Source organism: Caecibacter sp. AF58-12pH5A, assembly GCF_027681725.1.
GTDB classification, from domain to species: domain Bacteria; phylum Bacillota; class Negativicutes; order Veillonellales; family Megasphaeraceae; genus Megasphaera; species Megasphaera hominis.
In genome coordinates, this window is sequence record NZ_JAQDBC010000017.1 from 536 (window position 1) to 13,244 (window position 12,709).

At 50.6% G+C, this 12,709-nt stretch carries 12 protein-coding genes and 1 riboswitch; of the genes, 2 read left to right on the forward strand and 10 right to left on the reverse strand.

Going from position 1 to position 12,709, the window contains the following annotated elements:
* The coding region (locus tag PGX44_RS08435) for a transposase (protein WP_498855021.1) at positions 1–477 on the forward strand (477 nt) is incomplete at its 5' end.
* Between the two features lie 241 nt (positions 478–718).
* Here the strand turns inward: PGX44_RS08435 and PGX44_RS08440 are convergent.
* From PGX44_RS08440 to glyQ, 9 genes are all read right to left on the reverse strand, one after another.
* Entirely contained in the window at positions 719–976 is a 258-nt protein-coding gene (locus PGX44_RS08440; protein ID WP_498855022.1) for a hypothetical protein, read from the reverse strand.
* A gap of 285 nt (positions 977–1,261) precedes the next feature.
* Positions 1,262–1,507, reverse strand: a complete 246-nt coding sequence (locus PGX44_RS08445) for a hypothetical protein (RefSeq protein ID WP_498855023.1) — start codon at positions 1,505–1,507, stop codon at positions 1,262–1,264.
* A gap of 654 nt (positions 1,508–2,161) precedes the next feature.
* Positions 2,162–2,329, reverse strand: a complete 168-nt coding sequence (locus tag PGX44_RS08450) for a DUF6198 family protein (RefSeq protein ID WP_498855024.1) — start codon at positions 2,327–2,329, stop codon at positions 2,162–2,164.
* A gap of 174 nt (positions 2,330–2,503) precedes the next feature.
* On the reverse strand, positions 2,504–2,713 hold the full coding sequence (locus tag PGX44_RS08455) for a hypothetical protein (protein WP_498855025.1): 210 nt from the start codon (positions 2,711–2,713) through the stop codon (positions 2,504–2,506).
* Between the two features lie 60 nt (positions 2,714–2,773).
* Complete coding sequence (locus PGX44_RS08460; RefSeq protein WP_498855026.1) at positions 2,774–4,252, reverse strand: putative sulfate exporter family transporter; 1,479 nt, start codon at positions 4,250–4,252, stop codon at positions 2,774–2,776.
* A 93-nt stretch (positions 4,253–4,345) separates the two neighbouring features.
* Positions 4,346–4,452, reverse strand: a riboswitch (SAM riboswitch).
* Positions 4,453–5,889: 1,437 nt separating this feature from the next.
* Positions 5,890–6,231, reverse strand: a complete 342-nt coding sequence (gene rplS / locus PGX44_RS08465) for a 50S ribosomal protein L19 (RefSeq protein ID WP_186504353.1) — start codon at positions 6,229–6,231, stop codon at positions 5,890–5,892.
* Positions 6,232–6,379: 148 nt separating this feature from the next.
* Positions 6,380–6,946 carry a hypothetical protein gene (locus PGX44_RS08470; RefSeq protein ID WP_498855027.1) on the reverse strand — a complete coding sequence of 189 codons (567 nt, stop codon included), beginning with the start codon at positions 6,944–6,946 and terminating at the stop codon, positions 6,380–6,382.
* A 165-nt stretch (positions 6,947–7,111) separates the two neighbouring features.
* A complete protein-coding gene (gene glyS / locus PGX44_RS08475) occupies positions 7,112–9,160 on the reverse strand; it encodes a glycine--tRNA ligase subunit beta (protein WP_498855028.1) in 2,049 nt (682 codons plus the stop codon).
* Positions 9,157–10,035: a glycine--tRNA ligase subunit alpha gene (gene glyQ, locus PGX44_RS08480; protein ID WP_186504356.1), complete on the reverse strand. Its 879-nt coding sequence runs from the start codon at positions 10,033–10,035 to the stop codon at positions 9,157–9,159. The genes glyS and glyQ overlap by 4 nt, the downstream gene beginning before the upstream one ends.
* Positions 10,036–10,780: 745 nt before the next feature.
* Here glyQ and PGX44_RS08485 point away from each other — a divergent pair.
* Positions 10,781–11,947, forward strand: coding sequence for a hypothetical protein (locus tag PGX44_RS08485; RefSeq protein ID WP_498855029.1), 1,167 nt, complete (start codon positions 10,781–10,783; stop codon positions 11,945–11,947).
* Between the two features lie 310 nt (positions 11,948–12,257).
* Here the strand turns inward: PGX44_RS08485 and PGX44_RS08490 are convergent, their stop codons facing one another.
* The gene (locus tag PGX44_RS08490; protein WP_498855030.1) at positions 12,258–12,620 is read right to left on the reverse strand and encodes a flavodoxin family protein; all 363 of its coding nucleotides are present in this window, start codon (positions 12,618–12,620) and stop codon (positions 12,258–12,260) included.
* Positions 12,621–12,709 lie beyond the last annotated feature (89 nt).

Sequence of the window (12,709 nt, forward strand, 5' to 3'; positions counted from 1 at the left end):
TATGCTGATCTACTGAGAGAAGCCGAAACGGCTCTTATAGGTATTTTAGCACGAATGAGAGAAATCGCCAAGACCTTGCCGGAATATGAACTTGTCGGCGAAATGGGTGGTGTGGGAAACATCTTACAGGTCATGCTCATTGCAAAAATTGGAGATGTCAGGCAATTCTCTAAGAAGGGATCGCTCGTCGCGTACGCCGGATTGGATTCACCGCCCAACCAATCCGGAATAAATCTCGGTACAGGCATGCCAATCACAAAGAGAGGAACCAGCAAGCTGCGAAAAATACTGTATCAGTTAGTCATGACTTTACTATCCCATGAAGAGCCTGTCGATAACGTGGTATACAATTTTGTAAAAAGGAAAGTAGCCGAAGGGAAACCTAAAAAAGTAGCAATCATAGCTGGAATGGCGAAGTTTTTACGGCAATACTATGGCCGTGTGATGAACTTGTATAGGCAGAGCGGCTTACTATAATTCGGATATGCTCGGGCCAGCCAATGGAAATTGCCGACTGCTTGATACGAACAGCAGCTTACTAAACGAATAGCACACAAAAAAACCGATAAAAGCTCGGTTCTTTTGTGCTGTCCAACATTCTTCATACGGGAGACAATCGACAGAGATCGGAGCTAATGACAAAAGAATTAAAAAATTATTGTTGACCCCTTGACTTATGGTAGCAGGTCTCTCCCCGCTTCGCGGGGAAAGCTTTCTTTTATGTATGGTTTTTGGGATAGAGTTCCAAAATTTCGTAGTAGCCTGGGATTTCTAGCATGGATTGGCCGTTTCTTAGGGCTGTGAGGACTTCGATTTTTTTGTCTAGGAGTTCCATGCTGTTTGCATCGAAGTATTGTTTGAGTGGCATGTCTGAGCATTGGAGCAGCAAGTCCATTACCTGATACCACTTGATTTCGTCGATTATTTCTTCGGGAGAGAATGTTTTTTTCAGTGCTCCCAGGGCTTCTTGCAGCATACTGCCACCTGCTTTCTCGTTTGAATGGGTTCTAAATTTGGGGCTTCTGTGTCCCTTGTGTGACATATTATAGCAGGTTCTGTGACAATTGATAGGTTTTCTAAATCAGAGTTTATGCAGTTCATTTTTTGTTTATGGTATGGATACGAATAAAGGCTTTCTCCGCTGTGTGGAGAAAGCCTTTGTCGTGAATTTTTCTGTATCGGCCCCTATGAGCCCTATGGGTCCTCTCTCCCCCGCAAAGCGGGTACTCTCCCCGGACTAGCGCCGGGGAAAGCATTGCTTTCATGTATGGCTTTTGGGATAGAGTTCCAGGATGTTGTAGTAGTTCGGGATGTCTGAGATGGTGGCGCCGTTTCTTAGGGCTGTGAGGACTTCAATTTTTTCGTCTATTAGTTTTAGGCTGTTTGTGTCGAAGTATTGTTTGAGTGGCATGTCTGTGCATTGGAGCCAGAGGTCCATCATTTGGTACCACTTGATTTCTGTGATTGTGTCTTCTGGGGAAAAGGCTTCTTTGAGTTTTGCCATCATTTTTTGGACCATGTGTGTCCACCTGCCTTTATATAATACATATATAGTAATTATTTAATTGCGTGAGATCTGGGGCAAGCGATTGGGTTCAACCGTTTGTTCCTGCAATTCTATTATACCATAATAATTACTAAAGGATAGTTGTTATTGATTTTATTTAGAAATGTTAATGTATTCTTTAGATATATGCCGCGATAAAAAAAGGAAAAGCACCTGCGTGGGATGCAGGTGCTTGTTCCCCAGTAGAGGATTTTGTGTTGTCCTTTAGCTTAAAATTCAGTTCATAGAAAGAGGCTGACGAACTTCCATACATTTTCTTGCACGTGCTGCTGGTTTACTTCCCGTTCGTAGGCTTGAGCTGCACGCCTTCCCAGATTAGCATTTTTTGTGATGTAATGTTTTCAGCCTGTTTATAGTCCCTGTTTTCGCTTTTAGGACGAATACACAGATAAAATTAAGAAGTTGTCTTTGCCTGCGAACGCAAGTGGGTACTAGTTTCGTTCGCCTTTGTGAATCTCTAGTGTGGGGGGCACTAGGATACTAGTTCGTCAAAGACGGCTTCTTGTTCTCTTATTATAGCATAGGTTTTCTTCCTATTATTAAAATTAGATTATAATTCTATTAACTTTTTCACAAATTTCCCTGCTATTTGTTTTACTGATACGCCTTTTTCGGCAGGATAACCTGTTCCCATTGAGTAAATAGGCCATGATATACGCGAATGATATAGCCTACGAGGAAGGCTGCTACGATAGTGCCTTCGCGAACGCCGTTCAGTTTTCCCATGGTGACCAGGCACAGGGCGGCCGATATGGCGGTCATGGATATATTCATCGGCACAGTGCTAAGCAGCTGCCTATGTGGAAAAGATCAAAGCTAGGGAAGAAATGTTTTGATTGCCTGAAAATGTAAAAGGAGCCTATGCACTACGAGCTTCCCCCGAAGCTGGTGTGCACAGGCTCTTTTAAAATTCCTCGTTCTTTTCCCGGGTGAAGCTTAGATTACTTCAAAGGCCAGGATGAATGCGGCCATGAGGACGATGCCCGGGCCAAAGGAGTACGCGCAAAGTTTCTTTTCAATGGGCTGCAAGGGAAAGTATTCGTCTTCGTCCAGGTCCATTTCTGCGCGGTTCCGTTCTACGCTGATTTCGTTGTTCTGATGTTTATAATAATATTCGTCTGCTGTTGCTAAGCGTTCTGCTGCCATGTGTAATTCCCCCTCTAAAATCTACGATATGTTGATACTACGAAATGTGTCCCCTCTTGCTTAAACAGTTGGCGGTACGATGCCGTGATAGAAAATCCAGGAAATGATGAGGCCGACCCAGATGATGAAGCCTACGAGCGCAATGGCATAGACGCCGACGACGCGGCCCAGGCCTGCGTGCCAGAGCTTACGTACGTTGGTGACGAGGCCAATGGAGAAAAAGCAAAGGCCGAAGAAGATGCTGCGCAGGAGGTTGGCCTGGCCGGCGCCTGCTTTAGCTGCAGAGACGATGTCCGGGAAGACATAGCCGGCGGCAAACATGAGGACCAAGGCGGCAACGAAGCCGATGATGAATTTCGGGAAGCGTTCCCAAATTTCCCGTTTTGATACGTGTGCGCTACCGCCCTGAGCCGTGCGGCTGTTGAGGTGGTAGACGGACCAGACGACGGCGAGGATGAAGGACCAGACGCCGATGAAGACATCGATGAAGACCTTTGATGTTGTCGTGGCCATGAGGATCCAGCCTTCCTGGTAGTTCACGCCGTATTGCTGCAGGGCTGCGTTGCGGATCAGTGTGTCCGCAATGGCACCGGAGGCGACGGCACCGCCATCACTCTTGACGACCAGGCCGAGCCACGAGCCGGCTACCATAGGTTCTCCGGAAAGGAAGAAGGCTGCCGCAAAGGGCAGGACCAAAAGCTCTACGGCGACGAAAACGATAATGACGGAAGCCAGGATGGTCGGTACGATTTGCCGGACCCGGATTGCACTGCCTGTAGCAATGGCTGCGGCGACGCCGCAGATGGAAATGCCTGACGCCATCGGTGCTGCCCATTCAGGCGTAAAGTGAAAGAACTTACGGGCAATGAAGTAAACCACAGGCCAGTAAATGAGGTAGGCTTCGACGACGGCGCACATGCCACGGATGATGACCGTACTGGCCAGGCTCATGGCGCTGATGGTCTGGATGCCGATGTTCATGCCAAGGATGACGATGCCGGTCTTGATGTACCATTCCGGCTTGGCGGCGTCTGAAAGAAAACGGGAAATCTTAGGAAAGAAGTTGCCAATAATGAGTCCGGCTAAGAGAGCCACGACGAAGCCCAGTTCGCCCAAGCTCAAGGACCAGGGAATCTGGAAGGCTTCGCGCTTGTTCGGCGTAGCGGCCAAGTAGGCGTAGTTGCCAATAATGTTGGAAATAATAGTAATCCAGTAAATGACGGTCAGGCCGAGGGCGAATTTCTTTACTTTTGTCCCCATGAAGTAGGCCCCAATGGTCGTAACGGCTAAGACGAAAAGGTAGGCTGCCACTACGGAGCCCAGTCCGCCGAGCCAGGCAAATTCCCCCGAATTGGCCTTGACGGCTTGAAGCGGATCGATCCAGACGCCAAAGGATGGCACCCAGCCTAATACGTTAATACCTAAAATCTGGCTAGAGCCGAGTACGGATATAAATAACCCGAGCCACACGGCCCACCAATCTTCACTGCTTAAGAGGCTGGAACGATGCGCAGCCTCTGTATATGTCCCCTGTGCCATATACGAAAACACCCCTATCTTTTTATGATTGTTTGTAAAAAAAAGCGCACTACCCAGACAGATAGTACGCGCATATGCCATGCACTTAACCCCTACTCATCTGTCAGGTATTAGATCCTGCTGGAATTGGCACCTTCCTGCCCTCACAGGAGGTTGCCGCAGCGTCATAAGGCCAGTCCTTCAGCTGCTCTGGATGATTTGTGTGCAATTCAGTTTTGATACGGTTCTTGTTGTATCAGCACACTAGGAGCTACAACAACAACACATGATGTAATTTTTTACGTAAGTCATGATTAATACCCCTCTTCTGCCCCTCAGCAGAATTTTCTTTTTTGAATTGGTGAAGCAAACATTGCAATGTTTACGGTTATGGTACACTATGCGTTGCGTCTTGTCAAGAGGGATTTTAGAATAAAGTTCTAAAAGTTGAAACTTTTTTCACGTACTTCATAAAGGCCTATAATCAGGCTTTTTTATGACTAGCGACCTAGGAATAACAGCATTTAGCTTTCTGCAACGGTACAGGTATAGTTGTACAAATTTCTATCATGTCCGTGTGGGATATACATGTATTTCCCTATCTGAAAAAGAAAAAAACGCCCTCGTGAAGCGTGGCGTCGTTGTAATTCTATGAATGTGTTGCCCTTGCCACACGAAGAAAGGCCTCGCAGTTTCCGTCATTTCTAAAGGAATTGTCCTGCCGTAACACGAGCGATGAACTGCAGCGCATGACACGCAGGAAGATTTTCTGCGTATATTGCAGGAACGTGTCATTTTCCAGCGTAGTTGGATAAGGACAAGTCCGTGTACAAGGCGGATTGGGTGTTATGAAGGGCTGGCGTGAGAGCTTTTTTGGGAGTTCAATGGGCTGATGGGTGTGAGGAATTTTTGTTTTGCTTATGAAAAAGAGAAAATCGAGAGAATTTTTTAATCTGCTGAAAATACAAAAAGAGCCTATGCAGCAGTAGCTTTCTCCAAAGCCACCATACTGCATAGACTCCTTTTCTACAGTTTTTCCTATAGAGGTGCCTCTACCACAGTACCTTCCACTGAAGATGCTAGGTAGTTCAGTTCCTCATGTGTATTGTATCAATTTTTTTCGTAGGTTTCAAGGGATGTGGGCGTTATGGGTGCTTCGGTTTTCCGTCGATTAGTGATTAATTAACGTTATGGTTGTCCCGTTGGCTCCGGGCTTGAAATTCTTTCAAGCTCGGAGTGATTAGGCCGTAACGCCCGCACACGGGATCGGCTTAATGCGTGAAATTTTTTCACGCATTAAGTAGTGACGGCGTAACACGCGCACGGGATTGGCTCCATGCGTGAATTTTTTTCACGCATGGAGTAGTGACGGCGTAACGCCCGCACGGGGGCGTTACGCCTCTTTCCCCCATTACTTGCGCAACGGGTACCTTCCCCTTTTTGTCTATCCACGTTATGGTTGTACCGTTTCCCTCTCTCCCCCGAGGCTGCGCCTCGCGGACTCTCCCCGCTTTGTCTATCACCTTTATGGCGGCTCATTTCGCCTCTTCCCCACGAGGCTGCGCCTCGCGTACCTTCCCCCCAGGGAAGGCTATGCAAAACAGGAGCCCTTTTTTGAGGGCTCCTGTTTTCTGTTCTTGTAATAGGAAGTTCTGTTATTACCGACGTTCGCGGATACGGGCAGCTTTGCCTGTAAGGCCGCGCAGGTAATTCAGTTTTGCACGGCGAACAATGCCGCGGCGCGATACTTCGATTTTAGCCAGACGCGGGGAGTGTACCAGGAAGGTACGTTCTACGCCTACGCCGTAGGAAATACGACGTACTGTGAAGGTTTCGCGGACACCGCCGTTGTGACGGCCGATAACGACGCCTTCAAATACCTGGATACGTTCGCGGTTACCTTCGACGACCTTTACGTGTACCTTTACGGTATCGCCAGGGCGGAAGTCGGGGATGTCGTTGCGAAGCTGTTCATTTTCGAGTACGCTGATAATGTTCATTGTTTTTTCCTCCTCATAGGCATTCGTGCCCCGTCGGTATCACGTACATACCGATCGTCGGCTGGACAGAGGACTGCCTGAATTAACAATAGTATTATACTACGCTGGGAAGGCTTTTGCAAGCTCTTTTTTTATAACTTTTTCGTGCTTAGATGACGGCGCCACTGGGCGTGAAGCTTTGGCTCATGTGGAAAATGTCTTTCTGGTATTTCTTGGCGTTTTTAGCCGGGCAGACGAAGGAAAAGGCTACGTACGTATTGGTGTCCGGTACGAGGTAGAGTTCTTTGTAGAAGTACTTGTCGTCTTTGGTCCACGAAATGGTGTAGTGGTTGCCTGTCTTCTGGTTGATAGTGAGTTTCGGCGAGCCGTTGATACCTACGTCCATGTTGTACAGTTCGTCCAGGGTGAAGTTCATCTGGTTTTTGACGGCGTACGTCGAGACGACGACTTTGTCGTTCAGGTTCTGGAAATAGCAGCCATCTCCGCCTTCGTTGACGTCGGCCTTGTTGACGTATGTCGGGATGTCCAAGGCGTAGTGATAGGTGTCATTGATATAGCGGTAGTAGTTCATGTCCAGAGCCTGGTAGACCAGGACTTTATCGTAGCTTTCTTCGTTAGAGCTGTTCAGCAAACCGTAGGGAGTGTTGGCAGCAAAGGCTGTGGAAGATACGACGGCCAGTCCGGCCAGGAGAAGGGCCAATTTTTTACATTTCATTTGTAGAAATCTCCTTTCCTACTCTCTTTTGCACTAGGTTCAGATAAAAATAGATGCAGGCGTAATTCCTGCACCTATTTTTATCCTATTATAGCATATTTGAACGTAGTCTGTCAGGAATCGGGGGCAAGTGACACAGAACTGTTACATTGCGCCACTGGCAGGTTAGTTCAGTTTTTTGATATCTCCAATGGGACGGATGAGATCGAAGGTCCGTGTAAGGAGGTTCATGCGGTTCTGTTTGACAGCCGGATTTTCGTGCATGACGAGAACGTTGTCGAGGAAGTTGTTGATAGCCGGTACGCCTTTGGCCAGTTCCTGAATAGCACCGGCAATGTCATATACGGCATAGTGCTGGTGTACTGTGTTTTCCAGGGCGGTTACAGCGGCATAGAGGGCTTTTTCTTCTTCTGTTTCAAAGAGGTTCGGGTCTACGTCTGTGTCTTCGGCGTCTTTGATCATGTTGCCTACGCGCGTGAAGGCCTGGAGCAGGTCTTCCTGGCTGCGGATGTCAGCAGCGATGAGGGCGTCAGCCCGTTTGGCTGCTTCAGCGGCGTTGAGCGTGTCCGAAGCGAGGACGCAGTCGATGATGTGGTAATCCATGTCTTCGTCCTGGAAGATATTTTTCAGACGGAGCGTGAAGTAGTCTGTGAGCTGGTCGATGACCGTGGCGCGTTTGTCTGCTTCTGTATCGAGGAGGCTCAGGATGTAGGCGAATACTTCCTGCAGGTTCAGGTTCCAGCCGGCTTCCATGAGGATGTGCAGGCTGCCGATGGTCTGACGGCGCAGGGCGAAGGGGTCCTGCGAGCCCGTCGGGATGAGGCCCAGGCTGAAGGAGCCTGTAATCGTATCGAGCTTGTCGGCAAGGCCGAGGATTTTCCCAAGGGTCGTCTGCGGCAGGTCGTCACCGGCAAAGCGCGGCAGATACTGTTCATAGATGGCCGTAGCGATTTCCGGTTTTTCGCCGTCAATCTTGGCGTATTCACAGCCCATGACGCCTTGGAGTTCCGTGAATTCGGCAACCATCTGGGTCAGGAGATCTGTCTTAGCCAAGGCGGAGACGCGTTTCAGGTCTTCATCTTCTACGCCGAGGTCGAGCTTGTGATTAAGGAATACGGTAATAGCCGAGAGGCGTTCTGCTTTGTCCTTGAGCGTGCCTAAGCCGTCCTGGAAGACAATGCGCTGCAGGTCGCCGACGCGGTCGCTGAGTTTCTTTTTCTTATCTTCTTCAAAGAAGAATTTGGCATCGTCCAAACGGGCGCGGAGTACGCGTTCGTTGCCGTGCTGTACCGTTTCCAGATGATAGTCGTCGCCGTTGCGGACGGTGAGGAAGAGGTTCATGAGGTTACCAGCTTTGTCGTGCATAGGGAAATAGCGCTGATGGTCTTTCATCGGTGTAATGATGGCAGCTTCCGGGAGCTGGAGGAATTCTTTATCGAATTCACCGCACAGGGCTGTCGGATATTCGACGAGGAAGATAACTTCTTCCAGGAGGTCTTCGTCCATCATGATGGTGCCGCCTTTTTCGTCAGCCAAGCGCTGGAAACCGGCGAGGATCATCTGTTTCCGTTCTTCCGGATCGACGATGAGGAAATGTTCCCGGGCTGTATCGACATAGGCAGCCATGGACGGGATTTCAAAGTCGCCCGTACCGAGGAAACGGTGGCCCCGGCTGATTTTGCCACTCTGGACATTGGCAATGGAGAACGGAATGACGTCTGTGCCAAAGAGAGCAACGAGCCAGCGCAGGGGGCGTACAAAGTGGACGGTCTGGGAGCCCCAGATCATGCTCTTTGGGAAGCTCAGGGAAAGGATGATGTCTTTGAGGATATCCGGCAGGAGACCGGCTGTTTCAGCGCCGATGGTGGTGACGTTGGCATAGACGTAGCCATCTTCTACGACGAGGTCTTCGACGGCGATCTTCTGGCCGCGGGCAAAGCCCTGGGCAGCCTTGGTCGGTTTGCCTTCGGCATCGAAAGCGATTTTGACGGAAGGTCCTTTATTTTTAGCCGATACGTCGGCCTGTTTTTCCGCTACGCCGGCAACGAGGAGGGCAATACGGCGCGGTGTGCCGAGGGAGCGGATGGATGTATAGGTAATATTGGCGGCATCCAGTTTCTTGGCAGCCAGGTCTTTGACTTGGCTGAGAATGGATGGCATATAATGGGCAGGGATTTCTTCCGTGCCGATTTCCAGCAATATGTCTTTACTCATTTGTTTTCCTCCTTCAGCATTGGGAATCCTAATTTTTCGCGCTGTTCGAGATAAGCGCGGGCGCAGGCACGGGACAGGTTGCGGACGCGGCCAATGAAGGCGGCACGTTCGCTGACGCTGATGGCGCCGCGGGCGTCGAGCAGGTTGAAGGTGTGCGAGCATTTGAGGGCATAGTCATAGGCCGGCAGTACGAAGCCTGCTTCGATAGTGCGCATGGCTTCGGCTTCATAGAGGTCGAAAAGGTGGAACAGGAGCTTGGCGTCGCTGACTTCAAAGGCGTAGGAAGACTGTTCGAATTCGTTCTGATGGAAAATGTCGCCGTAGGTTACGCCGTCGGTCCATTCGAGGTCATAGACATTGTCTACGCCCTGGATGTACATGGCCAGACGTTCCATGCCGTATGTGATTTCCGAGGAAACGGGATGAACGTCGATGCCGCCGACCTGCTGGAAGTATGTGAACTGTGTGACTTCCATGCCGTCGAGCCAGACTTCCCAGCCCAGGCCCCAGGCGCCGAGGGTCGGCGATTCCCAGTTATCTTCAACGAAACGGATGTCGTGTTCTTTTAAATTGATGCCCAGTACTTCGAGGCTCTGCAGGTAGAGTTCCTGGATGTTATCCGGGCTCGGTTTGCAGATGACCTGGAACTGATGGTGCTGATAGAGACGGTTCGGGTTGTCGCCATAGCGGCCGTCAGCAGGACGACGGGACGGTTCGACATAGGCTACGTGCCACGGTTCCGGTCCCAGGGTACGAAGGAAGGTGGCCGGATTCATCGTGCCGGCACCTTTTTCTACATCATACGGTTCCTGTATGATGCAGCCCTGGGAGGACCAAAACTTCTTCAAAGCGAAGCTCATTTGCTGAAAATTCATGGATTATTCCCTCCTAATAATAAAAAAAGTCCCTGTAACATCGTAGTGATGTTACAGGGACGAGTAAACACCCGCGGTTCCACCCTGATTGGCCTAAAGGGCCCGCTCAGTTCAGGCGGCCATACACACCCAAAGGGGCTTCCTGCCGCAGCCTCAGGAAGGCCTTCGGCAACCGTTGGCAGGCTTGCACTATCCCTGTCTCGCTGCATGGTGGCTGTCTACTCTTTTCCGTCATGGGCTTTGTTTCATGCCGTTAATGGTATCACAAGATTGGGAGACTGTCAATAAATTCGCGCGGTGCTGGGGACTTTGTCTAATGGATTGAGAGTTCTGTAATTATGTTGTTATACGGCGCAACGCCCGCACAGGGATTGGCTCCAGGATTGAATTCTTCAATCATTGAGTAGTGACGGCGCAACGCCCGCACGGGGATTGGCTCCAGGATTGAATTCTTCAATCCTGGAGTAGTGACGGCGCAACGCCCGCACGGGGATTGGCTCCAGGATTGAATTCTTCAATCCTGGAGTAGTGACGGCGCAACGCCCGCACGGGGGCGTTGCGTCTCTATCGAGCGCTTCGCGCCCACTTTTCCCCCGGGGAAAGCTTGGGAAAGCTTTTTTCCAATTTCTTACAGTCTTTGCACTTTTGTTATACATTTCTCCTTTATACTTGGGGCAAATGAAAGATGTGCTTGCAGGTGCATGACCTGTGTTGGCATGTTCTCTCAACTCATAAGGAGGATTCTATGATGGATGAACATAATGGTGTTTCACGGCGTGGCTTTTTGAAGTTGGCAGCAGGGTCTGCTTTGGGGGCGGCTATTTTGTCGGTTCCCGCTTTATCTTTGGCCAGTGAGTTGACTGGTGGTGCAGCGACGGTGAAACGGAAGCTTGTTCCGGTGACGTTGAAGGGGTTGCCTCGTGATGCGATGGCAGCGGCTAAGGCTTCGACGCTGGTATATGATTCCTTCTCTTCGATTATTTCTATGAGCCAGAAAATTTCTGACGCCGGCTTGCGCAGTGCTGTGTTGAAGCTGCTCAACGATCCGACGCCGACGTTTATGGCCAATTACCCTGGCCAGAGTGCTATTTCCCGGCTTTACAGCCAGCTGGCCAGTGCCGGCCTGATCGATACGTCTAAGATCGATGTAGCCCATCTCCTGCCGCCGTATAACGGCAGCGTCCAGCCCTTTCGCACGGCGCCTGGCAGCGGCTACGGCAGCCATCACTCCTATCCTGGTGGCTTGGCTACGCACGTGGGCGTCAATATGCACATTACGTCGTATATTTGCGATACGTATAAAGAAGTCTTTGGCTACGATGTCCACCGCGATGTGGCCCTGGCTGGCCAGGCCATGCACGATATCTGTAAGCCTTTCGTCTTTCAGTGGCAGCCGGACGGAGCCTCCCTGAAGGAATACACCATTGCCGGACAAGGTGCGCATCACGTCATTTCTCTGGCCGAAACGATTTACCGCGGCTTCCCGCCTGAAGTTGTCGTAGCCCAGGCCTGTGCCCACGGTGCACCGTCGTCGCCGAAGGAAGAAGAAGCAGTCGTCGGCTGGCTTCGCGCCGCTGCTATGATGGCACAAAAGGATCCTGTCGATTACGGCCTCATTAACGGCATGGGCGGTCTCCCGGCACCGCATCATCAGGAAGGCTACATCGTCCACCTGGGCGACCACGACTGGGTTCTCTCCGTACCGGCAGCACAGAAATCGGTCGTTCTCTTGAAAACCATTGCCCGCGAAAAATACGGCATGTCCGAAAGTGACCTCAACGGTGCCCTCTTCAACCATTTCCGCAACTACGTAGGGGCCCAGCTTTCCTTCATGTTCCTCAACTTCCTCGAAGCTGAACCGAGCGGCATGGAACAGGCCTACAGCCAGGTACGCCGTGTCATCACGCAGTAAACTGCGCCATCTCACGGCTTCCTATACATATCCTCTCCTCTTGCACACAGGAGGGCCTCATCTCTCATCTTTTCTCTCTCGCACGTCAAAAAGCCATCGTCCTTCTCCCGTGACGATGGCTTTTTGGCGTGTTTTTTTCTTAGAGGCTGGCGCCGAGGGCGCGGGCTTTTTCCATAAAGGCGCTGTGCCGCGTCATAGACGGCGTACCGCAGCCCGTGCCAAGGATAGCCCCCTTATCGTCAAAGTGACAGTATTTGACGAGAGTCTTGTAGTGCAGGGACAGGGCTTCAAAGGTCCAGGCATCGCTATTCTAGGCGACAGCCAGGAGGGCCGATTTCATATGCTTGGCATGGAGGCTGCTGTTGAAGGAACAGAAGCGGTCGATGACGACCTTCAGCTGGGCCGACATGCCGAAATAGTACAAGGGCGTAGCAAAGACAATCATATCCGAGCTGAGGATGGCCGCCTTGATGCCGTCCATGGAGTCGTGCAGAATACACGGTCCTTCGTAGCCGCAGGCGACGCAGCCTGTGCAAGGCTGGACGTTGGCGTGAGCTACGTCGATAACCTGTACGTCGTGACCTTTAGACTGGGCGCCTTCCGTAAAGGCTTCGGTCAGTAAATGAGTCGAGCCGTTGACATTCGGGCTCGCCATGAGAACAACGATTTTCATGAAACTTCCTCCTTCGGGGTATAACAAACCGGGCCTGGGCGGCTGTTGGGACAAGATACCGCAGGCCCGGTGAAATAGCTTATATAAAC